This is a genomic window from Corallococcus sp. CA049B, assembly GCF_003611685.1.
GTDB lineage: Bacteria > Myxococcota > Myxococcia > Myxococcales > Myxococcaceae > Corallococcus > Corallococcus coralloides.
In genome coordinates this window covers 24,289-48,206 of sequence record NZ_RAWC01000048.1, presented here as the reverse complement: position 1 = coordinate 48,206, position 23,918 = coordinate 24,289, and the positions used below count along the sequence as shown (strand labels likewise).

Sequence of the window (23,918 nt, the reverse complement as noted above, 5' to 3'; positions counted from 1 at the left end):
GCCCCTGGAGCCCGCGCCCCCACAACATTCGGAGGCGCCGACCCAGGCGCTGAGGCCGCGGCGCCCCGTGTCCCAGCCGCCGGAGCCCGCCCCCGTGAAGGAGCAGGCCCGGCTCCCGGAACCCGTGAAGCGGTTCCGGCCTTCCGAGGAGCCGCCACCGTCCTCACAGGCGCCGTGGCTCAAGTGGGTGGCCGTGTCCGTGGCGGGGAGCCTGCTCGCCGCGGCGGCCTGGTGGTGGAGCTGATCAGCAGCCGCAGGTCCCGCTGAAGGCGTACTGGTATTGATATTCCGTGTGCGTGTAGGTGCCGGACGCGTCGAAGCACACGCGATAGCTGGACTGCAGGTTGGACAGGCCCGGCTTGCCGCGCTGGTAGGGATAGCTGCCATCGTCACACGGCGGAGGGAGGGTCTCGGGCCCGCCCCCACCCGCGAGGGAACGGGTATCACCCGCCATCAGATCGCCCTCGCAATACCAGTAGTAGCCACAGGTGCGGTTGTCCGTACAAATCTGCCCGCCCGTGTTGCTCCACTCGGACCAGGTCCCGCACGAGCCGAGCGCGGCCTCCGCCGTGGCGAGCGACGCCTCCTCGGCCGTCATGGGCCCCCCACACGCAGTCAACGCCAGACCCGTGCAGACGCCTACGACGCGCAGCAATGAAAATCCAGACATGATGGGGACTCCTTGTCCGAGGGGGCACCGTCATGGCGCCCGGCCATCCGACAGGAATTCACTTTAGACAATCCCGGCCTGCCAGACCAGCACAGGCCTTTCAACGACCCTCCGACAAGACCCATCCGTTCAAAAAGCGGCAAACCTATCGACCTTCAATCCATTGCTTCATCACCACATGCTTGCACCGCGTCGATTTGCCGCCCTGCACAATGCCTTTCCTGACGCTGTCCGCCAGCGTCAGCAGAGGGCACGCAGAAGACATCCAGCGCGGTGATGAGGGAGGGGAGCCTCAGTGGAGCTGATCAGCAACTGATGCAGCTGCTCGCGTAGTTCCGGTATTGATATTCCGTGTGCGTGTAGTTGCCGGCCTCGTCGTAGCAAGCCCGGTACTGGAACTGATAACGCATCTTGCCCGAGTTGACGTACGGGACGGCCACCTGGCCCGCGGGGCACACCGGCGGCCTCTGCTGGGGTCCATCATCAAGGGACGGAGCGTCGTCCGCCTTCAACCTCGGCTCACAAACCCAGTTGGTCCCACAGTCTGGATTCGACAAACACCTGACCACGCCGGTGTCACTCCATCCAACCCAATCGCCACACGTGATCAGCGCGGCCTCCGATGTGGCCAGCGGCGTCTCCTCGGCGGCGGCCTCCTCGGGCGTCATCGCTCCACCGCACGCCGTCAATGCCAGACCCGTGCACAGCAGCAACGCGATTCCAGGCTTCATGGATGACTCCTTGTCCGAGGGGACGCCGGCATGGCGCCCAGCCTTCCGACAAGGCCGCATGTTAGGCAATCCAGATTGGACAGACCACTCCAGGCCTCCACTGCAATTCCATCAATAGCGGCCAAATCCAATAATTGTGAGACTCAGCGGCTGGCAATCCATTGCTTCACCTGCGCCAGCTCGCGCCGCGTCATGGAGCCGCCCTGGGTGAAGCCCTCCTCGGCCTGCTTCGCGAGCGTCATCGCCCGAGCGTGCTCCGCCGGCTGGCTCCAGAGCGCCTGCGCGAGCGCGAAGTGTGTCATTGCCGCGTCCACCGGGTTCCAGCCCAGCGGCGCCAGCACCCGCTCGGACGTCTCCAGCAGCTCCCGCGCGCTGTCGCCCTGCCCCAGCAGGAAGTACGCGAGCCCCAGCGCCGTGCGGCTGTGGAGGGTCCGCGCATGGTCCGCGCCCAGCGAGCGCGACTTGGACTCCAGCGCCGCGCGCAACAGCGGCACCGCTTCCTTCGGACGGCCCTGCGCCACCATCAGCCGCCCCACGTCCTCCTCCAGCGTGTCCACCGCGAACTCCTCCGGCGGCAGCACCTTGCGCTGGAGCGCCAGGCCCTCCTGGAAGTGCGCGAGCGCGTCCGCGTCCCGCTCCAGCCGCTCCTCCGCGCCCGCCAGCGCCTTCAGCGAGTCGATGGCCTGGCGGCTCTCCGCGCCGAAGCCCTGACGCATGCCCTCCAGCGCCTGCCGGTGCAGCGCGAGCGCCCGGTCCGGCGCGCCCAGCGACTCCTGCACCAGCGCGATGTCGTGGAGCAGCAGCAAGGTCTGGGAATTGAGCGGCCCCAGCGTCTGCTGCCGCAGCGTGTACGCGCGCTGCAACCACTCCAGCGCCTTGGGCAGGTTTCCCGCCTCCTGCTCCGCGAAGCCCAGGTTGGTGAGCGTTCCCGCGAGCAGCGGGTGCACCGGCCCCAGCCGCTCCTCGTAGATGGCGAGCGCCTTCTGATACAGCGCGCTGGCCTCCGCCTGTTTGCCCTGGCGCAGCTTCACCATGCCCAGGTTGTTGTAGACCTTCGCGGTGTCCACGTGCGTGGGCCCCAGGGTGCGCTCGCGCAGCGCCAGGGCCCGCGCGTAGTGCCCCGCCGCCGCGTCGAGCGCCTCCTCGTTCAGCGCGAGGATGCCCTCGTGGTTGGCGAGCCGTCCCTCCAGGTCCGGCGCGGAGCCCAGCCGTTCGATGAGCGCGTGCGCCTGGGCGCTCCACAGGTGGGCCTCGGGGAACCACTCGGGGTCCCCGCTCAGGCCGAGCACCAACTCCGTGGCCACCTGGAGCGCCACTTCGTCATGCCGCCCCGCCGTGGCGGCGGCCATGGCCTCGTGCCACGTGGCCCGCGCGTCGCGCGACTGGCTCATGCGGTGGTGGGCCCAGCCCAGGACGTGGAGCGCCTCCGCCTCCACCGGCCGGTAGCGCGTCGCGTGCGCCGCCTCCACCGCCGCCCGGGCCACGGGCACCGCCTGCGAGTAGCGGCCCGTGTCGAGCAGCGCCTGCGCATGCGCCACGTCCTGGCGCACCGCCTCCACGCGGGTGCGCGCCGCCTCGTCCTCCGGCGGGGGTACCGCGGCGGAGAGCGCCTCCACGTTCGCGCAGCCGGACACGCCGCGCAGCGAATCCACCGCCTCCGCGCTGCGCTGCACCAGCGCCACGTCCGCGTGCGCCAGCTCCGTGCTCAGCGCGTCCACCGCGCGCAGGCGCCGGTCCAGGCACGACATGCGCAATGCCAGATGCGCTTCCGGCTGCTCTCCCGTCACGCGCGTGGCCTCGCACGCCTGGCGGTGCATGCGGCTCCACTCCGACGCGTACGCATCCAGCGCGCGCTCCACGCGGTCGAACGCACCGTCCGCGTCCGTCGCGCCGCTCTTCTCGAAGGCCTCCGCCACCGCCGCCTTCTGCGCGGGGCCCCACACCCGGGCGAACAGCTTGGGCGCGCCGCTGCACGGCGTGGGACGCACCCACGCCACGCCCACGCCCAGGAGGAGCCCGGCCACCACCGCGATGGAGCGGCCCGCGAGCTTCTTCCGTCCCGCCTCCGGGTCGCGCTCCAGCGCCGCCAGCAGCGCCTCCATGGACGCGAAGCGCTGCTCCGGCGCCACCGCCAGGCCCTGCGCCAGCACGCGGTGCACCCAGCCCGGGACGGACGGATGCGCGGGCGGCTCCAGCTCCACCCGGGGCACCACCGCGCCCTGGGGTGCCCGCTGCGAGTCCAGCAGCGTGACGGCCATGCGCCGCAGCGTCCCCTCCTCGAAGGGGCGCTGGCCGGTGAGCGCCTCGTAGACGGACACGCAATAGCTGAACTGATCCGCTCTCGCGTCCGGCCCGCGCCCCGCGTACTGCTCCGGAGCCATGTACGCGGGCGTCCCCACCAGCGCGCCCGTCGCCGTGAGCCGCGTGTCGAGCGGCCCCTCCAACAGCGCCGCCAGCGGCACCGCGGGCCCTGCCTCCGTGCCCACGCCCGCGTCGGACGCGATGCCAAAGTCCGTCACCCAGACGCCGCCGTCCCGGCCCAAGAGCACGTTGTCCGGCTTGAAGTCCCGGTGCACCAGCCCCGCCGCGTGCGCCGCCGCGAGCCCCTGCCCCATGGCCCGGCACACCGCGAGGACATGGCGCTGCGGGTGCGGCCCCTCGCGCAGCCACTGCCGCAGCGTGCCGCCCTCCACGCGCGCCATGGCGATGAACACCCGGCCCTCGTGCGTGCCCACGTCGTGCACCGTGAGCACGTTCGGATGGGACAGGCGCGCCATGGCCTGGGCCTCGCGCACCAGCCGCAGCGCGCGGGCGTCCTCCTCCTCGTCCGGAAGGCGCCGCTCATGCAAGAGCTTGATGGCGACGGTGCGGCGCAGCTCCGGGTCGAAGGCCTCGAAGACCTCGCCCATGCCGCCCTTGCCCAGCCGCGCCAGCAACACATACCGGCCCACGCGCGTGGCGTGGAGCGGACGCTCCGGCCCGCTGGAGTCACCTGTGGGGTGGCCCGTGTTCGGCGCCTGGGAACCGGTGTCTTCAGTGGGCCGGGAGGTCTTCATCACTCCCAGCCTACCCCGAACCCGCCTTTCCCCATTATCCGCGCCTGCCCACCTGCTCCGGGTAGTGATTGTGAAAATGGCCAATGGCAGACATTGCACATCTGGCACGACGCACGCGGTCAGGGGCGGTTGGGTATAGCGGCGCCCATGCCCACCCTCCTCCTCAGCGCCAGGGACTTGCGCGGCCTCTACACCGTCGAGCTCGGTCTGGAAGCCGTCGAGCGTGCCTTCCTGGCCCATGGCCGCGGCGACGCGCTCATGCCTCCCAAGGTGTACCTGTCCCTGCCGAAGTACGACGGCGACTTCCGCGCCATGCCCGCGTTCCTCGACGGCGCGGCCGGCGTGAAGTGGGTCAACGCCCATCCCCAGAACCCGCGCAAGCACGGCCTGCCCACGGTGCGCGCCGTGTACGTGCTCAGCGACCCGGACACCGCGTCCCCGCTGGCCATCCTGGACGGCACGCTGCTCACCGCGTGGCGCACCGGCGCCGCTGGCGGCATCGCGTCCAAGTACCTGGCGAAGAAGCAGCCCCGCACGCTGGGGCTCGTGGGCTGCGGCGTGCAGGCGCGCGTCCTCATCGACGCGCACCGCGCCCTCTTCGGGGACCTGGAGCTGCTCCTGTCGGACGTGAATACCCAGGCCGCGGAGGCGCTCCAGAAGGAGAAGGGCGGCCGCGTGGTGAGCCTCCAGGAGGCCTCCGGCGCGGACATCGTCTGCTCCGCCACGCCCGCGCGCGCCCCGGTGGTCCGCCGGGAGTGGGTCCAGGCCGGCGCCCACCTCAACGCCATGGGCGCGGACGCCCCCGGCAAGCAGGAGCTGGATCCGCGCCTGCTCGTCGAAGGGCGCGTCTTCATCGACGACGCGGATCAGGCGCTCCACTCCGGCGAGGTCAACGTGCCGCTGCACGACGGGCTCATCCAGGCCGAGCAGCTCGCCGGCACCCTGGGAGAGGTCGTCGCGGGCCGCAAGCCCGGCCGCACCGGCACCGAGATCACCGTCTTCGACTCCACCGGCCTCGCCGTGCAGGACGTGGCCCTGGCCCGGGCGCTCTACGACGTCGCCCTGGCGAAGGGCGTGGGCCAGAAGTTCGACCTGGTCGACGAAGCCTGACGCCCGCACCCCACCCGGTGCATCCTCCGCGAGGAGAAGACCCCAGCGGGCACACGGGTGCGGAGTTGTGAGGCAAAAAAGAGAGCGCTCGCCGGCACCTTGGAGTTTTACCGGCGAGCGCCCCGGGCCGCGTGCCGACTGGCAGGGCCTCGTAAAGTCGCGGCGGATGTGGAGCGGCCCTCGGGCCTGTCCACGCCACCTTCATGTTTCCAGCCGTCCGCCCCGCGTCCCGTGTCTCGGGCCCCGCGCTCGGCGTCCGTTTCCTTCAAAACCCCTGCGTCCCGGCGGTGATTCCTCCACCCGCCTGATCCGCCATGCCCAGGGTGGGCACGCTCGCCGCCTCTGGCAACGCCCGAGGCGCCATTACCACGCCTCGCCTACCAACATCCACGAAAATCGAGCTATTCCCATCTATAACCTGCGCACACAACCAGGGCCCTGCGGAAAACCGCCTCTTCATTTCTACGAACGCGCCCGCCCCCAATTGCTGAGGACGGGCGTGGATTATCCGGATCGGTCTGACACTTCCCGGCCCCTGGGGGCGGGTTTCAGCCAGGGGGCAGTCCTGCCACCTGGCGGTACAGCGCGTCATGCCGGCGCACCATCTTCTCCAGGGACAGCTCGCGGGCGACGAAGCCGCGGGCGGCCTTGCCCATCTTCCGGGCCTCCTGGGGGTTGGCCAGCAGCCGGCGGAAGGCCTGGGCCAGCTGGGCGGGCCGCTCCGGCTCCACCACCAGGCCCCGCTCGCCGTCCGTGATGAGGTCCGGATTGCCGCCCACCCGGGTCACCACCATGGGCAGCCCCGCCGCCATGCCCTCCATCACCGCGTTGGACATGCCCTCCGCCGTGGAGCACAGGACGCCGAAGGTGGCCTGCCCATAGAGGGCCGGCACGTCCGTGCGGTGCTTGAGGAAGTGCACCCCGTCCGCCACCCCCAGCTCGTGCGCCATCTTCTCCAGCGCCGGCCGACGAGGCCCGTCTCCCACGAACCACGCGTTCAGCTTCGTCCCCTCATGACGCAGCATGGCAAGCGCGAGCAGCACGTCCTCCTGCCGCTTCACGGGGTGGTTCATGTTGGCCACGTGGATGACCGTGGGCACGCCGCCGGTGTCGGGCAGTGTGTCCTTGAGTCCCTCCGCCACGCGCGCGTCGAAGCGCTGGAGGTCCAGGCCGTTGTGGATGACGGAGATGCGCGATTCGGGCAGCCCCTCCTCGTGGATGAGCAGCTGGCGGATGGCCTCCGCGTTGGCGATGACGTGATCCGCCATGCGCGTCATCTGCGCGTGCAGCAGCCGGCGGGCCTTGCCCTGCCAGTGGGACAGGTCCAACCGCCCGACGATGACCTTCGCGCCCGCGAGCTTCGCGGCCGGCACCGCGAGGATGCTGGAGTAGAAGTCGTGCACGTGCACCAGCTGCACGCGGTTGGCCTTGAGCCACCGGGACATCCGGTGGATCTGCCTCAGCGTGTTGGGCTGCACGAGCGACCCCTTGAGGGGGAACACCTCCGGCGCGTGCCCCAGCTTCCACACCGAGCCCATCAAGGGCCCGGCGTCCTCCAACACAGACACCTGCAATTGGTAGCTGGAGGGCAGGCCTCGCAGCAGCTCCAGCACCTGCACTTCGGTGCCGCCAATGTGGAACGACCGGGTGAACTGCACCAGGCGGAGGGGCTCCTGCCCCAACCGCGCATCCTCACGCCGCATGCCCAGACCCCTCCCACGTGGCCACCGGCGCGGGACTCATCGCCGGCTGCCTCCCCACCGCCAGGGCGCGCTCCCGTGCCTGCGCGATGCGGTGCGCGCTCGCGGCCAGGCCGAAGAGCACGTAGCAGTGCGCGGACAGGATGTAGCCCGAGAACAAGTCACAGACGAGGTAGCCCGCCACCGCCGCCAGGAGGGCGCGTGCCAGCCATCCCATCTCCGGGTCCGCGGACGCGGCCGCCGCCCCGCCCACGGCCCCTCCCGAGAACACCAGGAAGCACAGGAGGCCAATCCACCCGAGCTCCCCGATGACGTCGAGGAAGATGTTGTGCGCCACGTAGGCGCGGTGCGCCTCCGGCGGCGCGTACTGGAACCAGGCGTAGCGGAAGCCGCCCGCGCCCACGCCGAGCAGCGGCTTGTCCAGGCTCATGCGGCTGGCCACCTGCCACGCGTAGACGCGGCCCATGGCGGACGCGTCCTCGTGGAACGACGCCACCGTCTCATTGCGCTGCCAGAAGCTCTTGGGCGCGAACACCGCCAGGCCCGCGACGAACACCGTGCCCAGCACGATGGCCTGCATGCGGCGCTTCTCACGGATGGCCCACATGGCCATCGCCACCGACAGGCCGATGAAACCGCCGCGCGAGTGCGACAGCACGATGGCCACCACCGCCAGCACCGCGGACACCGCGCACAGCAGGCGGAACACCCACGGGGTGCTCTTGCGCGCGAGGAACGCCACCGCGAGCGGCACCACCAGCACCATGTTCATGGCCATGTGGTTGGGGTCCGCGTACACGCCGACCCAGCGCGAACGGAAGCCCTCCACCATGTCCTCGCCGACCCTGTACCAGTTGATGACGCCAATGGACGTCACGATGGCGCCCAGCACCATGGCGCCGCACACCACCGCCAGCCGCTTGGGCGTGGTGATGACGTTGACGAGCGTCAGATAGATGGCCGTGAGCTTGAGCAGCTCCACGCCCTGGAAGCGCGTCACCTCCGGGTTCACGCTCCACGCCACCGAGCAGAACGCCAGCGTCGAGAACATCAGCAGCGCGATGCCCCGCGCGCCGTCAAAGAAGATGGGCTCCGCCTTGCCAATGCGGCGCATCACCATCAGGCCCGCGCCCAGCCCTGAAGTCAGCAGCGCGAGCCGCAGCGGCTCCAGTGCGGGGATCCACTCACCCGGCACCGCGTACATCACCGCCGCGAAGCCCGCGAGCATGTAGAACGCCAGTACGTCGCGACGCTGCCCCTCCGCGCCCGGTCCCATGTACGCCACCCCTTCGCTGTCGGTCGCTCGTCCCGTCACACGCGTGCCCCTGGCCCTCGTGGGCTTCCCATCCGTTCGCGGTCTGCCAACGGCAAACAGCTAGCGGGCGAGGGGCAAAGCAGCGCGCGTGCCAGGGGATGACAGCGAGGGAGGCCTGTATCTTCAGGCGGTTGCGGGACCACCCGGACCGCCGGGAGGGGCAAGGCTGAAAAAGCTACGGGACCGGCGCGCTCTCCATCGGTAGGACCGCGGAGGCGATGAGGTCCAGGCGCCCCTCGCGCAGCCACGCCGGGCCCAGCTCCGACAGCAGCCGCGCCAGCGTGACGTTCACCACCCGACGCAGCTCTTCACGCGCCGCCTCCGGCACCGCGGGCGAAAGCGCCGCCACCGCGCGCTCCGCCGCGCTCGCGCGCAGGCGAGGCGCGTCCGGGGTGCCTTCGAACAGGCGCTGGCCCAGCTCCACCGTGCGCCCCAGCGGCACGGGCCGCACGTCCACGCCCTCCTCCAGCACCGCCATGGACACGACCGCCGCCCACAGCCGCTCCACGCCCAGCACGTCCAGCGACACGCCGAAGCGCGCCAGCACCGTGTGCGCCGTTTCCTCGGAGCCGCCCAGGAGCGCGCCCAGCGCCGCCACCTGGCCCTCCGCCCGCGCGAGCAGCGCCTCCGAGCCGGCCACCTCCCGCAGCGAGCGGAACGGGACCGCCTCCGCGCCCGGGACGCGCAGCGCCCGCCGGGGACGCTTGCGCCGCAGGGCCTCCAGCGCGGCGGCCTCCTCCGGGAGCACCAGCGGCACTTCGTCCAGCTTCATGAAGGGCGCCTTGAAGAGGCGGTCCGCGCGGTACTTGAGCTGGAGCGTCAGCGTGAAGCCCACCTGGAAGACGCGGCGCAGCGGCGTGTCGCGCAGCGCCTCTGGCGCCTTCGCCGGGTCGGCGCCCGTCAGGTGCTCCAGGCCCAGCGACAGGTAGTCGCGCACCCATTCGCCCACGCGGCGCACGGCGTCCAGGTCGCCCGGGTCGCCCAGCTCCGCGACGAGCACCGCGTTGGCCACCTCCCGCAGCTCGTCCTCCGCGTTCATCCGCTCCACGTCGGACAGGTCCCGGAAGGCCGCCTCCAGGTAGTCCACGTGGCCGCCCGTGGCGGTGAGCGCGGGCGTCCCGGGCCCGGCGGGGCGCGGCGGCACGTCCACGCGGCTGAAGAGCGCGAGCGCGTCCTCCAGCGTCGGGAAGCCCAGGTCGGACAGGCGCGCGCGGCGGAACTGGAACGCGGTCTCCTCCAGCTCGGAGGGAATCTCCCAGCGCACGGCTTCGAAGAGGCGCACCGCTTCGAAGGGGTTCTCCGCGATGAGATCGTTGAGGAGCGCGCGCATGGCGGACATCTCCACGCCCTCCACCTTCAGCTCCACCAGGTAGCGGCCTTCCGGGGTCTCCAGCGTCATGCCCTGCGGGTTGACGTCCGGGTTCTCCTCCAGGTCGTGGACGACGGTGAACTCCTTGAGGAGCGTCTCCACCACCTCCAGGTCCACCGCGTGCACCTTGCGCAGGAAGTCCTCCGGCTCGTCGCCGCGCGCGGCGCGCAGCCAGGTGAGGACGGCGTGCGGATCCAGCTTGTCCTTCGCCCAGCCGCCCAGGTCCACGAAGGTGCGGAACTGCGCGGGCGACGCCAGCTGCACGAGCTCCGTCGTGTCCGCCAGCCCCACCTCCTGGATGGTGACGTAGAGGTCCTCCGCGGGCAGCGAGCGCACCAGCGCGGGCGTATCCTCCGCGTCATAGAGCGCAGCCACCCGCTGGCGCGGGGACAGGCGCATCAACCGCTGACGCTCCTCGCGAGGCGCGAGGGGCGAGACACCACCGTTCGTCTTGCCGTTCTGGGACACGCCGGGGGTGCTACCACAGCGCGCCCGGGCCCGGCAGCCTCAGACGCGGGTGGCCTTGCCGAAGGTGTCCAGCAGCGTGCCCCACACCTCCTCCACGCCCAGCTTCTCCGTGGAGGAGAACGGGACGACCGCCTCGCGGGGCAATTCCAGCTGCTCCGCCAGCTTGTGCAGCCGGGGCTTGCGCTGCGCCTTCGTCAGCCGGTCCACCTTGGTAGCCACGACGAGGATGCGGCGGTTGTGCTCCTGGAGGTAGTCCAGCGTCTGCAGGTCCTCCGGCGTGGGGCCGACCTCCGCGTCGATGATGCTCACCACCACCTCCAACCGGTGCCGGTTCTTGAGGTAGCTGGTGATCATCTCCTGCCACTGGGCCTTGTCCGCCTTGCTCGCCTTGGCGAAGCCGTAGCCGGGCAGGTCCGCCAGGCGCACCGTGTGGCGCACGCCGTCCCGGTCCAGGTCCACGTCGAAGAAGTTGAGCGTGCGGGTGCGCCCCGGCGTGTTGGACACGCGCACCAGCTTCCGCCGGTTCGTCAGGGCGTTGATCATGGACGACTTGCCGACGTTGGAGCGGCCGACGAAGGCCACCTCCGCGGCGTGGTCCGTGGGCAGCCCCTTGAGCTCCACGGCGGTGGTGACGAAGCGGGAATCGAGGATCTTGATCAAGCGGAGGTCACTTACTTCTTCGCCGTGGCCGGAGCCGGCGTGGAGGGGGCCGCGTCCGCGCGGGTCTGCTTGCGGGCGCGTTCGGCGGACCAGTGGTCAATGGCCTTCAGCGCTTCCTTGAAGTCGAACGGGCGCAGGGACGGCGAGGACGCGTCATGACAGGTGCGGCACTGCTTCTCCGACGGGTCCACCAACCCCACCAGCCGCGCCAACTCCGGGTCCTTCATCACATAGGACGGCGAGTAGTACTGCCCGCCGCCATGGCACGTCTCACAGGTGACGGCCGCCAGCTGCTGCTCCGCCTGGTCCGGCGCGTGGCAGGACAGACACCGCGCGTCCTTCTTCTGGCTGTCCGCCAGCGTCTCCGTCGCCCGGGCGTGCTTGGACTTCATCCACGCGTCGTACGCCTCCGGGTGGCAGCCCTTGCAGCTGTCGGGGCCCGTGAAGTCCGCGGCGCCGGCGAGGCCGCCGGAGGCGGCGAGCAAGAGGGCGGAAAAGACCCGGAAGGCACGAGAAGACATGCCTTGAGCACGTAGCAGAGGCCCCTGGAGGGGGCAAGGCGTCTCGTTCGTGATTGAATACCGGGTGGACAGGTGCGTGGCTTGAGGTAACGGACCTTGAGGCGTGCCTGCCTGATCCGCTAGGGAGGAGTCGAGATGCGGACCCCCGTGATTGCCGTCCTGTTCGCCGTTGCCGTCCTTGCCGTCTCCCTGCCTGCTTCCGCCAAGCCGTGGCAGGGCATCGAGCCCGGGTCCTCCAAGAAGGAGGACGTGGTGAAGAAGTTCGGGGAGCCGTCCCGGACCATGAGCCAGGAGGACAAGGAGATCCTGGCCTACTTCGCCAAGGAGGCCATCAAGGGCACCACCCAGGCCCAGTTCAAGGTGGACCCGGCCACCCAGCTGGTGGAGCGCATCGACGTGTTCCCCGGGCCCGTCATCGAGAAGGACACCATCGAGAACAGCTACGGCCCCGCGTGCCCGGCCGGCGCCATGCCCGCCACGCCCTGCTACCTGCGCAAGCTGACGGACGACTTCCGCACCTACTTCCTCTACGTGAAGCTGGGCGTGGCCATCTTCTTCAACGAGGACGGCAAGACGGTGCAGTCCTTCGTCTTCACCACGCCCAAGGCCGCGAAGTAGCCCGTGCACGTCTTCGGCCTGACGGGCGGCATCGCCTCCGGCAAGAGCACCGTGAGCCGGATGCTGCGGGAAATGGGCGCGCGCGTGCTGGACGCGGACGTGCTCGCCCGCGAGGTGGTGGAGCCCGGCACGCCCGGCCTGAAGCGCATCGACGAGCGCTTCCCCGGCGTGGTGGGCCCCGACGGCCGCCTGGACCGGGTGAAGCTGGGCGCGCACATCTTCGCGAACGCCCAGGAGCGGGCCGCCCTCAACGCCATCGTGCACCCGGAGGTGCGCGCCCTCTTCCTCCAGAAGCTCCAGGCGCTGGAGGCGGAAGGGGTCACCCACGCCGTCTACGACGTGCCCCTGCTCATCGAAACGGGGCTGCACCAGGCGATGGAGGGCGTGGCCGTGGTGTGGGTGCCCCGGGAGGTGCAGAAGGCGCGGCTGATGACGCGCGACGGGCTCCTGGCGGACCAGGCGGAGGCGCGGCTCGCGGCGCAGATGCCGCTGGACGACAAGCGCGCCCACGCGACGTGGGTCATCGACAACAGCGGCGCGCCGGAGGCCACCCGTCCCCAGGTGGAGGCGGTGTGGCGGGCGATGCTCGCACACGGCTGACGGGCGGTTATGCTGCGCCGCGCATGAGCGAGACGTCGAAGACGCGGCAGGCCCCTGGCACCTATTTCATCACCGGCTACCCGGGCTTCATCGGCAAGCGGCTGGTGGAGCACATCGCGCGGGAGGACCCGAAGGGGCACATCTATGCGCTCGTGCAGCCCAAGGCCTTCAAGGAAGCACAGGCGCTCGCGGCGAAGGTGAAGGGCGCGCGCGTGGAGCTGCTCACCGGTGACGCGGTGGACATGCACCTGGGCCTGTCCGGCGAGGAGTACCAGCGCCTGTGCGAACGGGTGACGGACATCTTCCACCTGGCCGCCGTATCGCAGCTGGGCGTGCCCAAGGAGACCGCGTGGCGGGTGAACGTGGACGGCACGCGCAACCTGCTGGAGCTGGCGCGCGACTGCGAGAACCTCTCCCGCTTCAGCTACTTCTCCACCTGCTACGTGTCCGGCGACCGCGTGGGCGTCATCGCCGAGGACGAGCTGGACCGGGGCCAGTCCTTCCGCAACGCCTATGAGGAGACGAAGTTCCAGGCGGAGCGGCTGGTGCAGCGCGCCTCCGCCACCCTCCCCGTCACCATCTTCCGTCCGTCCAGCGTGGTGGGCGACTCGCGCACGGGCGAGATTGATCGCTTCGAGGGCCCCTACTACCTGGGCATCCTGCTCGTCACCTCTCCGCTGGTGGTGCCGCTGCCCCTGCCGGGCAACGGCGTGGCGCCGCTCAACGTCGTCCCGGTGGACTTCGTGGTGGAAGCGGTGTGGCGGCTGTCGCGTGACGCGAGGGCGAAGGGGCGCACCTTCCACCTGGTGGACCCCAACCCCATGAGCGCGCGGCGCGTGTACGAGCTCATCGCGGAGAAGTCCCACAAGCGGCTGCCGCGCTTCAACCTGTCCGCGCGCGCCGCGGACGTGATGCTGCGGCTGCCCGTGCTGGAGAAGCTGGCCCGGCCCCAGCGCGCCGCCATCAGCTACGTGAACCACCTGGCCATCTACAACTGCCACAACACGCTGGAGCTGCTCGACGGCACCGGCGTGCGCTGCCCGCCGCTGTCGTCGTATCTGGATCAGCTCGTCGCCTACGTGCGGGAACAGTACAAGCAGCGCAAGGAGGGCGCGGAGATCGACGACCCGCTGGACCACGGTCCGCTGCCCTCCGCGGATGAAGGCGCGCCGGCACCGCGCTCGCGCCGCTGAGCAGGGTTTGATCCCACAGGCAAGGTGCGGCGCGGCACATGTTTCATGCTCGCGTCCGCCCGGCTGCTACGGCTTATTCCAGACTGCCAATTGTTACTGGGTTGCTAACGCAAAGTTACCGGGGCCCCCCTCTTTTCAACGAAACAGTGTCCCGGTTAGCATGCGCTCCCACTGAATCTGGCGCGGTGAAAACAGCCGCGGCCGGGAGAGTGGGTTGGAGAGCAGCGCTTGCCGGTGACCGTTGACAGTCGATTCGGATGGTCCGCCCCGGGTTCGGGTGTGGTGCCCCGGCTTTCCGGCCTGTCACAGCGCTTCGCCCCCGCCCTGTCCGCCTCGCGCGTCCCTCCTTTTCACGCTGAGAACCCCTCGCACGTCGCCAATGCGACCTGTGGCGTTGGGCAGCGTTTCCTATCGGGCTGTTGTCCACCCACGGTCCACCATCCGTAAGGAGCGGCCCGCCACCCCCGGCGGACCCCTCCTCGTGCAGTCGTCGTCTCTCGCAGTCCCCTCGTCCGGCAGTACATCACCCCCAAGAAGGAAGGCGCATGCGTCTCAGGGAAAAGCTGTTGACCAGCCTGCTGCTGGTGCCCATCGCGGGTACCAGTGCGTGGGCCAAGGAGCGGTCGAACTACGACGCGTTCCTGGAGCAGCGGGACTCCCGCTCTCTCGCCGTGGATGCGAACACGGCGGTGTCCCGCGGGCTTCGCATCGAGCAGGCCGAGCAGCGGCTCGGCGTGCCGACGTTCGCCTGGGCGACGCAGGACGGCGCGCAGTCCAAGTCCGTCATCCGCAACGGCATGACGGCGGAGGGCGCGGCGCGCGCGCACCTGCAGGCCGTGGCGGACAGCTACCGGCTGACGCGTGACGACGTCTCGGGCGCCAACCTGCGCTCGATGCACAACACCGGCAAGGGCGCGATCATCGCGACCTTCAACCAGTCGGTGGGTGGCATCCCCGTCTTCCGCAACGAGATCAAGGTCGTCATGGGCCAGGACCTGCGCCTGGTGGCCGTGAGCGGCTACCTGGCCCCGTCCGAGCTGGCGCTCACCGCGCGCAACAAGGCGCGCGCCGGCTTCAACCTGGGCGCCGCGGACGCGGTGTCCGGCGCGTTCAAGGACCTGACGGGCTCCGGCACGCAGGCCACCTCGTTCGTCAACACGGGCACGAAGGGTGACTTCACCTTCTTCGAGCTGTCCCCCGCCACGAAGTCCGCGCTGCCGCAGGACCTGGCCACCCCGGCCCGCGCCCGGCAGGTGTACTTCATGCTGGCCGGCAACCTGGAGCCGGCCTGGTACGTGGAAGTGAACGCCGGCCCCAAGGCCGCGCGCTCCAGCCAGTACTTCGGCTACGTGGTCTCCGCGGCCACCGGCAAGGTCCTCTTCCGCAACGACCTGACCGCGGACGCGGGCACGGCGTTCACGTACAAGGTCTGGGCGGACCAGGCAGCTCCGTTCATCCCGGAGGACGGTCCCCAGGGCAACGTCGCGACCCCGCACCCCACGGGCGAGAAGGACGGCTACCAGGCCCCGCTGAACCACCCGGCCAAGGACATCACCCTGGCCAACAGCCCCTACAGCAAGAACGACCCCTGGCTGCCGGCCAACGCCACGCAGACCACGGGTAACAACGTGGACGCGTACGCGGACCTGAACGCGCCGGACGGCTTCCAGCCCGGCACGAACGACCTCCGCGCGGAGACGACGAGCGAGAACACCTTCTCGTACGTCTACGACACGTCCAAGAGGCCGGGTTTCAGCCCCGAGCAGATCAAGGCCTCGGTGGTGAACCTGTTCTACGTGAACAACTTCCTGCACGACTGGTTCTACGACGCGGGCTTCGACGAGGCCTCGGCCAACGCCCAGTCGTTCAACTTCGGCCGTGGCGGCGTGGAGGGCGACCCCCTCCAGGCCCAGGCGCAGGACTACGGCGGCCGCAACAACGCGAACATGAGCACGCCGGCGGACGGTGCGTCGCCGCGCATGCAGATGTACGTGTTCGACGGCACGCCCGAGCTTTCCGTGACGGCGCCCGCGACCCTGGCCGGTGTCTACGAGGCCGGCTCCGCCAGCTACGGCAAGCAGGCGTACGACGTGACGGGGGAGATCCAGATCCCGGAGACCAACAAGGACGGCTGCGCCGCGTTCGCCCCGGGCTACTTCACCGGGAAGGTCGCGCTCATCGACCGCGGGACGTGCAACTTCGTCGTCAAGTCGCTCAACGCGCAGAACGCGGGCGCCATCGCCACGGTCGTCGCGAACAACGCCGCCGGCAGCACCATCAACATGGGCGGCAACGGCGTTGATGACGCCAAGATCACCACGCCGTCCCTGATGATCACCCTGGCCGCGGCCAACGCGTGGAAGGCGGCGACCGAGCCGGTGTCCGTGCACTTCCTGCGCGCGCCGGACCAGGACCGCGACGGTACGCTCGACAACGGCATCATCGCGCACGAGTGGGGTCACTACATCAGCAACCGCCTCGTCGGTAACGCCGCGGGCCTGAGCAACAACCAGGGCCGCTCCATGGGCGAGGGCTGGGGCGACTTCCACGCCATGCTGATGCAGGTGCGCAAGGAGGACAAGAACATCCCGGGCAACGGCACCTGGCAGGGCGTCTACAGCACCGCCGGCTACGTCTCGAGCGGTGGCAAGAACCAGGGCTACTACTACGGCATCCGTCGCCTGCCCTACTCGACGGACATGAGCAAGAACGGCTACACGTTCCGGCACATCGCCAACTTCACCACCCTGCCCAACGAGCTGGCGACGGCGTCCACCGCCAACAACAGCGAGGTCCACAACAGCGGTGAGGTGTGGGCCACGATGCTGTGGGAGTGCTACGTGAGCCTCCTGAAGGCGCACCCGTTCGAGGAGGCGCAGGACCGCATGAAGCGGTACCTCGTTGCCTCCTACAAGGCGACGCCGAACGCGCCGACCTTCACGGAAGCGCGTGACGCGGTGCTGGCCGTCGCGCTCGCGAGCGATCCGGCGGACTACCAGGGCTTCGTGGCGGCCTTCGCCAAGCGCGGCCTGGGCTTCGGCGCCAAGTCGCCGGACCGCGATGCGTTCGACCACATCGGCGTGACGGAGAGCTTCGCGCAGGGTGGCAACCTGGAGGTCACCAGCATCACGCTGACCGACGGCGCGGGCGGCTGCGACCAGGACGGCATCCTGGACATCGGCGAGCAGGGTGAGCTGAAGATCACCGTGCGCAACGTGGGCGGCAACGGGCTGAGCGCCTTCACCGGCACCGTCAGCAGCACCAGCACGACGGCGACGCTGGAGTTCCCGAACGGCGCCGCGATCAACGTCCCTGCCCTGTCGCGCGGTGCTTCCGCCACGGTCACCGTGCCCGTCAACGTCACCGCGGTCTCCGGCTCGCCCGCGCGCGCCGGCATCCGGGTCGCCTTCGATTCCAACGAGATCCCGGCGGCGGCGAAGACGGTGACGTTCGACCCGCGCGTCAACTACGACAACGTCTCCACGACCAGCAACACGGAGACGTTCGAGTCCGGCCTGACCGGGTGGACGGTGTCGCAGAACCTGTCGTCCTCTGGCGACTGGACGCTGTCCGGCTCGCCGGTCAACCGCTACGCGCACGGCGTGGATCCGGGCACGATCGCGGAGACCACCATCACCAGCCCCTGGCTGACGGTGGATGACGCGGCCGACTTCGTGATGAGCTACAACTACCGTCACTCCTTCGAGTTCGACTCCAACGCCTCCTACGACGGCGCGGTGCTCGAGTTCACGGTGGACGGCATCGACTGGATCGACCCCTGGGATCTGTACCCGGTGGTGGACGCGGATCCGGGCTACGTGGACTACATCGCCGCGGGCGGCGGCAACCCCATCGAGGACCGCGCCGCGATGGCGCAGGTGAGCGATGGCTTCCCCGGGTTCACGGCCGCGAGCATCAACTTCGGGACCTTCTTCCCCGACCTGGGCCTCAAGAACGTCCGCTTCCGCTTCCGCATCGGCGGTGACGTGGCGGTGGGCGGGTACGGCCTGGACCTGGACAACGTGACGTTCGAGGGCGCCACGGCGGTGTTCGCGGGCCAGCCGGATCAGCCGGCGTCCACGGGCGTGTGCAACGTGCCCCCGGTGGCCAACGCCGGTCCGTCGCGCGTGGGCACGGCGGCGGTCGCGGAGGGCACGCTCGTCAACGGCGTCCTCAACCGCGCCACCATCACCCTGAACGGCACGGGCAGCTTCGACCCGGATGCCGCCGCGGGTGACACGCTCACCTACAACTGGATCCAGGTCGGCGGCGCCACGCCGGTCACCCTGATCAGCGCGGACACCGCGACGCCGAGCTTCGTGGCGGACGTGGACTACTCCGACATCCTCAGCTTCCAGCTCGTCGTCACCGACGCGGCTGGCAAGGTGAGCGCCCCGAAGACGGTGGACATCCAGGTCCTCAACGTGAACCAGCCCCCGGTGGCCGCGGCCACCGCGCCGGCGACGGTGGACGAGCGTGACCCCACGCCCGTGACCCTGGACGCCTCCGGCTCCACGGACGCGGACGTGATTCACGCGAACACGCTGACGTACTCCTGGGTCCAGACGAGCCCCGCTTCGCCCAAGCCGACGCTGACCAACGCCACCCGCGCGAGGGCCACGTTCCTGGCTCCGGAAGTGACGGCGGACACGCAGCTGAACTTCACGGTCACCGTGACGGACAGCAGCGGCGCGAAGTCCACCAAGGCCGTCGCCGTGACGGTGAGGAACGTGGACCGCGCTCCTACGGCCAACGCCGGCGCGGACTTCGCGGTCGACACCCGCACGCAGGCGGCCCTCAGCGGCAGCGGCACGGACGAGGATGGCGACGCCGTGACGCTGAGCTGGGAGCAGACCTCCGGCCCGCAGGTGGTGCTGACGGGCGCGAACACGGCCACGCCGACGTTCGTGTCCCCGGACGTGCCCTTCAACACCGACCTCGTCTTCACGCTGACCGCCACGGCCAACGGCCAGTCCGCCACCGACACCGTCACCGTGACGGTGAAGGGCGTGGACCGCGCGCCTACGGCCAACGCCGGCGCGGACATCGCGGCGGATGAGCGCACGGCGGTGACGCTGGAAGGCACTGGCGCGGACGAGGATGGCGACACCCTCGGCTACCAGTGGGAGCAGATCGGCGGCACCGAGGTGCAGCTGACGGGTGCCACGACGGCCACGCTGGCCTTCACGGCGCCGGAAGTCACGGCCACCACCGCGCTCGTCTTCAAGTTCACGGTGACGGCGAACGGCAAGTCCGCCACGGACACGGTCAACGTCACGGTGAACAACGTGGACCGCGCTCCGGTGGCCAACGCCGGCGCGGACTTCGAGGCGAGCGCGCGCGCCACGGCGACGCTCCAGGGCTTCGGCTCGGATCCGGACGGCGACGCGGTGTCGTACGAGTGGGAGCAGACGGGTGGCGAGGCGGTGACGCTGACCCACGCCAACTCGGCCTCCGCGACCTTCACGGCGCCGGACGTGTCGGCCCCCACCGAGCTGACCTTCAAGCTCACGGTGACGGCGAACGGCCAGTCGGCGTCCGACCTGGTCAACGTGACGGTGCGCAAGTCCAACCGTCACCCGGTGGGCCAGGCTCCGGCCACCATCGACGCGGACGAGGGCAGCAACGTGGAGCTGGACGCTTCCGGCATCACGGATCCGGACGGTGACGCGCTCACCTACGTCTGGGCCCAGGTCGGTGGTCCGTCGGTGACCCTGGACAACACGAACACGGCGAAGGTGAAGTTCACCGCGCCGCAGGTCCAGGCCGACACGGCCCTGGCCTTCAGCCTCACCGTGACGGACTCGGACGGCGCCACCTCTGGCCCGTTCGTCTACACGGTCAACGTGAAGCAGGTGAACCAGGCGCCGGTCGCCAAGGTCCGGGTCATCTCGGGCGTGCGCGGCGGTGAGCTGGTGAAGATTGACGCCTCCACGTCCACGGATCCGGACAACGAGACGCTGACCTACACCTGGGCGCAGACGGGCGGCCCCTCCGTGACGCTGACCGGCGCCAACTCCGCCGAGGCCAGCTTCACCCCGCCGGCCAAGAAGACGCTGGAGACCTACACCTTCACCGTGACGGTGAAGGACGCGGCCGGTGCCACCAGCACCGCCGAGATCAAGGTCTCCGTGCCGAAGTCCGACGACGACGGCGGCGGCTGCTCCTCCACGGGCGGCTCCGCTGGCGGCATGGCGCCGCTGATGGCGCTGTTCGCGGCGATGGCGCTCGCGCGCCGTCGCAAGGCGTAAGCCGGCGCTTCGTCCTGAAGCCCTGAAGTGACTTGGGGGCGGTCCTCACGCGAGTGGGGGCCGCCCCTTCTTCATTTTCCGCCAGGCGTCCGCGGCCACAGGGATGCGGTAGGCTTCCGCGCCTCATGGCACGCACGTTCCAGGTGGGAGACACCTTCACGCACGTCCGCCAGTGCGACCGGCTGCGGCCGGTGTATTACGCGGGCGCTTCCGGGGACTACAACCCCATCCACATCGACCCGGAGGTGGGGCGGCAGGCCGGCTTCAACGGCGTCATCCTCCAGGGGCTCTGCACGCTGGGCTGGGCGGTGGAGGCGGTGGCCGTCTTCGTGGGAGACCCGGGCCGGGTGCGCCGGGTGAAGGTGCGCTTCTCCCGGCCGGTGCTGCCGGAGGACACCGTCACCTTCCAGGGCCGCGTCACCGCCATCGCGGACGGCCGGCTCACCACGGAAGTCACCGCCACCAACCAGCGCGGCGAGCCCGTCCTCCGGGGCGCCGTCGTGGAAACCTCGCTCGGATAGCCATGGCCCTGGACCCCAAGTTCGTCGGCCGTGCGTACGGCCCCTTCACCTATGAGATTGGCCGGGAGAAGCTGCGCGAGTTCTCCCTCATCCTCGGCGGCTCCGTGCCCTCCGCGGGCACCTTCGGCGAGCCCCCGGCGCACGTCAGCCCCCTGCTCTACTCGCAGGAGGCGGCCCAGGCGGGCCCGTACGGCGACGTCATCGCCTTCCCCAGCTTCGCGGTGGTGTTCGCCATCCGACCCTTCAGCGCCGCCATCGCGGATCCCGAGCTGGGCGTGGACCGCGTGCGGCTGGTGCACGGGGAGCAGGAGCTGGAGTTCCTGGGCGTGATGCGCCCCGGGGACGTGCTCACCACCACGGGCTCCATCACGGAGCTGTACCGCAAGGCCGGGCTGGACTTCCTCGTCGTCACCACGGAGACGCGCAACGCGAAGGGCGAGCCCGTGGTGCGCGGCGTGTGGACGGCCGTCATCCGCCCCGCGTGACGGCCAGGCCGCGGGCGGCTACTCGCCGGGGGCGATGATGCCCTCGTCGAGCAGCTGCGCGAGGATGCGCGCCGTGTCCAGGCGCGACATGCCGGACAGCGCGAAGAGGTCGTCGAAGCTCACCGCGCCGTCAATCTGCGCCAGCACGAAGCCCGCGCGGTGGTCCAGGTTGAGCCAGATGATGTCATCCGGCTGCAACCGCACGCGCGGCACGCGGTGCAAATCTCCCAGCCGCGCCTCCAGCATGGACACCAGGATGCGCTCGCTGCGGTCGCGCAGCGCCTCCACGCGCGGGTTCTCCGGCGCCAGGGACTGGGCCCGGCGCAACAGCTCCACCGCGCCGGAGTGGTCATCCAGCGCCAGCAGGTCCTCCGCGCCGCGCAGCAGGCTCTCCACCTCCGAGCCCTCCGGCAGCCCGCCCGCGGGAGTGAAGGTGTCCGGCAGCCCGAACTCCTGCGTGCGGTGCGCCTCCGCGATGAGGTCCAGCGCGTCGCCGCGCACGCCCGTGCCCTCGGGCAGGCTCACGGACTCACGCAAGGAGACCTCCACCGGGCCGGGCTCCGTGGGGCCTGCCCAGGCGCCCCAGTCCACGTCCTGCTCCGGGCCCGCCAGGTTCCAGCCGGTGTCCCCGCCGTGCTCCGCCGGGCCGTCCCGCCCCAGCAGCCGGCGCGCGCGCGCGTTGGCCGGGTCCAGCTCCAGGGCCCGGGCGAACAGCTTCTCCGCGCCGGCCATGTCGCCACTCAGTCGCAGCAGCAACCCGGCTTCGACCAGCGCCTTGGCCCGGATCGCGTTCATGGGCTACCTCCCCGGCGTGCCGCGCGGGCCCGCCGAGCGCAGCAGCGGCAGGCTCTGGGCCAGGGCGTCGCAGGCCCGGGTGAGCGTGCCCACGTCTTCCGCGCCGCGCGCCTGACGCGCGGAATCCAGGGCGGCCTCCGCGCGGGCGACGACGTCCGGCGGCAGGCCTCCGGCCCCGGGCATGAGCCGCACGCGGGAGAGCGCGTCCACCAGGTCGCGGGCCAGGATGTCCAGCTCCACGCGCTTGGCCTTCAGCTCCTCCGTGTTGCGCGCCGCCACCAGCCAGTCGCGCTGCTCGTCCATGATGCGGCGCAGCTCGTCCTCCGTCAGGCCGCTGGACGCGGTGACGGTGATGGACTGGCGCAGGCCCGTGTCGCGGTCGCGCGCGGACACGGACACGATGCCCTCCGCGTTGATGTCGAACGTCACTTCAATCTCCACCTGCCCGCGCGGCGCCTCGCGCAGGCCGGTGAGGAGGAACTCGCCCAGGAGTTCGTTGTGGTGCGCGAGTTCGTGCTCGCCCTGGAGCACCATGATCTTCACCGTGCGCTGGAAGTCCTTGGAGGTGGCGAACACCTCCGTGGCGGACGTGGGCACGGTGGTGTTGCGCGGAATCAGCCGCCGCACGTAGCCGCCCGCGATGGCCACGCCCATGCTCTGCGGCGTGACGTCCAGGAGCAGCAATTCGCTCTGCTGGCCCACCAGCGCGTGCGCCTGGATGGCGGCGCCCAGGGCGACCACCTCCTCCGCGTGCACGCCCTTGCACGGCTCGCGGCGGAAGTACTGGCGCACCTGCTCCACGATGCGGGGCATGCGCGACATGCCCCCCACGAGGATGACCTCCTTCAGGTCCGAGGGGCGCACCTTCGCCTCGCCCAGCACTTCGGACGTGATGCCCACCAGGCGCTCGCCCAGGTCCGCCGTGAGCTCCTCCAGCTTCTCGCGGGTGAGCGTGGACTGCAGGTGCAGCGCGGCGCCTCCGCCCGGCGGCGTGCAGATGAAGGGCAGGTGCACCTGCGTCTCCTTCACCGACGACAGCTCCACCTTCGCCTTCTCCGCGGCGTCCTTCAGCCGCTGCAGCGCCATGCGGTCCTTGCGCAGGTCGATGCCGTGCTCCTTGGCGAAGCCGAACACCATCCACTCGATGATGCGGTGGTCCCAGTCCTCGCCGCCGAGGAAGGTGTCACCGCCCGTGGCCACCACGTCGAAGATGCCGTTGTTGATTTCGAGCACCGACACGTCGAAGGTGCCGCCGCCCACGTCCAGCACGGCGACCTTGCCGTTCACCGTGCGGCCGAAGCCGTAGGCCAGCGCCGCCGCGGTGGGCTCGTTGATGATGCGCAGGACGTCCAGCCCCGCGATGCGGCCCGCGTCCTTGGTGGCCTGGCGCTGCCCGTCGTTGAAGTAGGCCGGCACGGTGATGACGGCCTGGGTGACGGGCCGTCCGAAGTGCGCCTCCGCGTCCGCCTTCAGCTCCGCCAGAATCATGGCGCTGACCTCCGGCACGGCGAGGTCGCGGCCCGACAGCCGGATGCGCACGTCGTCGTGCGCGCCGCACACCACCTGGTACGTGAGCGCGCGCAGCGCGTCCTGCACCGGGTGCGAGGAGAACTTGCGGCCGATGAGGCGCTTGGCCGCGGACACCGTCTCCTGCGGGTTGGTGATGGCCTGGCGCTTGGCGATGCTCCCCACCAGCCGCTTGCCGTTCTTCGACACCGCCACCACCGACGGCGTGAGGGGCTGGCCGGTGCGGTTCTTGATGATGACGGGCTGACCGTCCTGCACCGTGGCGACGAGGCTGTTCGTCGTCCCCAGGTCGATGCCAATCAGCGGTTCGGGCTCAGCAGCCATGGGG

Annotated in this window: 17 protein-coding genes and 1 pseudogene; 8 read left to right on the top strand and 10 right to left on the bottom strand. The window is 70.4% G+C overall.

Features of this window, described 5'->3' with window-relative positions:
• Positions 1–244, top strand: a pseudogene (locus D7W82_RS40510) (hypothetical protein); the annotation flags it as partial.
• Here D7W82_RS40510 and D7W82_RS13810 read toward each other — a convergent pair.
• The 3 genes from D7W82_RS13810 to D7W82_RS13800 form a co-directional block, all read right to left on the bottom strand.
• Positions 245–598, bottom strand: coding sequence for a hypothetical protein (locus D7W82_RS13810; RefSeq protein ID WP_233587521.1), 354 nt, complete (start codon positions 596–598; stop codon positions 245–247). It lies immediately after the preceding pseudogene.
• Positions 599–975: 377 nt separating this feature from the next.
• Positions 976–1,401: a hypothetical protein gene (locus tag D7W82_RS13805; protein WP_120618795.1), complete on the bottom strand. Its 426-nt coding sequence runs from the start codon at positions 1,399–1,401 to the stop codon at positions 976–978.
• Positions 1,402–1,544: 143 nt separating this feature from the next.
• Positions 1,545–4,457 carry a serine/threonine-protein kinase gene (locus tag D7W82_RS13800; protein WP_158617655.1) on the bottom strand — a complete coding sequence of 971 codons (2,913 nt, stop codon included), beginning with the start codon at positions 4,455–4,457 and terminating at the stop codon, positions 1,545–1,547.
• A gap of 147 nt (positions 4,458–4,604) precedes the next feature.
• Between D7W82_RS13800 and D7W82_RS13795 the strand changes: the two genes are divergently transcribed.
• Positions 4,605–5,567 carry an ornithine cyclodeaminase family protein gene (locus tag D7W82_RS13795; protein ID WP_120618799.1) on the top strand — a complete coding sequence of 321 codons (963 nt, stop codon included), beginning with the start codon at positions 4,605–4,607 and terminating at the stop codon, positions 5,565–5,567.
• Positions 5,568–6,115: 548 nt separating this feature from the next.
• On the opposite strand, the gene D7W82_RS13790 is transcribed toward D7W82_RS13795, so the two are convergent.
• The 5 genes from D7W82_RS13790 to D7W82_RS13770 all read right to left on the bottom strand — a co-directional run bounded on the left by D7W82_RS13790 (position 6,116) and on the right by D7W82_RS13770 (position 11,600).
• Positions 6,116–7,270, bottom strand: coding sequence for a glycosyltransferase (locus tag D7W82_RS13790; RefSeq protein WP_120618793.1), 1,155 nt, complete (start codon positions 7,268–7,270; stop codon positions 6,116–6,118).
• Entirely contained in the window at positions 7,260–8,543 is a 1,284-nt protein-coding gene (locus D7W82_RS13785) for an O-antigen ligase (protein WP_120618798.1), read from the bottom strand. The genes D7W82_RS13790 and D7W82_RS13785 overlap by 11 nt, the downstream gene beginning before the upstream one ends.
• Positions 8,544–8,757: 214 nt before the next feature.
• A complete protein-coding gene (locus D7W82_RS13780) occupies positions 8,758–10,419 on the bottom strand; it encodes a DUF6178 family protein (RefSeq protein ID WP_120618792.1) in 1,662 nt (553 codons plus the stop codon).
• 39 nt (positions 10,420–10,458) lie between these two features.
• Entirely contained in the window at positions 10,459–11,079 is a 621-nt protein-coding gene (gene yihA, locus D7W82_RS13775; RefSeq protein ID WP_120618791.1) for a ribosome biogenesis GTP-binding protein YihA/YsxC, read from the bottom strand.
• An 11-nt stretch (positions 11,080–11,090) separates the two neighbouring features.
• Positions 11,091–11,600: a multiheme c-type cytochrome gene (locus tag D7W82_RS13770; RefSeq protein WP_120618790.1), complete on the bottom strand. Its 510-nt coding sequence runs from the start codon at positions 11,598–11,600 to the stop codon at positions 11,091–11,093.
• A 135-nt stretch (positions 11,601–11,735) separates the two neighbouring features.
• Between D7W82_RS13770 and D7W82_RS13765 the strand changes: the two genes are divergently transcribed.
• The 6 genes from D7W82_RS13765 (at position 11,736) to D7W82_RS13740 (ending at position 21,268) form a co-directional block, all read left to right on the top strand.
• Positions 11,736–12,218, top strand: coding sequence for a hypothetical protein (locus D7W82_RS13765; RefSeq protein ID WP_120591283.1), 483 nt, complete (start codon positions 11,736–11,738; stop codon positions 12,216–12,218).
• A 3-nt stretch (positions 12,219–12,221) separates the two neighbouring features.
• Positions 12,222–12,818, top strand: coding sequence for a dephospho-CoA kinase (gene coaE / locus D7W82_RS13760; RefSeq protein WP_120618789.1), 597 nt, complete (start codon positions 12,222–12,224; stop codon positions 12,816–12,818).
• 23 nt (positions 12,819–12,841) lie between these two features.
• Positions 12,842–14,011: an SDR family oxidoreductase gene (locus D7W82_RS13755; protein WP_171424037.1), complete on the top strand. Its 1,170-nt coding sequence runs from the start codon at positions 12,842–12,844 to the stop codon at positions 14,009–14,011.
• Positions 14,012–14,556: 545 nt separating this feature from the next.
• The gene (locus tag D7W82_RS13750; protein WP_147439326.1) at positions 14,557–20,262 is read left to right on the top strand and encodes a myxosortase-dependent M36 family metallopeptidase; all 5,706 of its coding nucleotides are present in this window, start codon (positions 14,557–14,559) and stop codon (positions 20,260–20,262) included.
• A gap of 125 nt (positions 20,263–20,387) precedes the next feature.
• Complete coding sequence (locus D7W82_RS13745) at positions 20,388–20,783, top strand: MaoC/PaaZ C-terminal domain-containing protein (protein WP_014397831.1); 396 nt, start codon at positions 20,388–20,390, stop codon at positions 20,781–20,783.
• Between the two features lie 2 nt (positions 20,784–20,785).
• On the top strand, positions 20,786–21,268 hold the full coding sequence (locus D7W82_RS13740) for a MaoC family dehydratase N-terminal domain-containing protein (protein ID WP_120618786.1): 483 nt from the start codon (positions 20,786–20,788) through the stop codon (positions 21,266–21,268).
• A gap of 18 nt (positions 21,269–21,286) precedes the next feature.
• Here the strand turns inward: D7W82_RS13740 and D7W82_RS13735 are convergent, their stop codons facing one another.
• Complete coding sequence (locus tag D7W82_RS13735) at positions 21,287–22,063, bottom strand: tetratricopeptide repeat protein (protein WP_120618785.1); 777 nt, start codon at positions 22,061–22,063, stop codon at positions 21,287–21,289.
• 3 nt (positions 22,064–22,066) lie between these two features.
• Positions 22,067–23,914 (bottom strand): molecular chaperone DnaK, encoded by a 1,848-nt coding sequence (gene dnaK, locus D7W82_RS13730; RefSeq protein WP_120618784.1) that lies wholly within the window; start codon positions 23,912–23,914, stop codon positions 22,067–22,069.
• Positions 23,915–23,918: the final 4 nt, after the last annotated feature.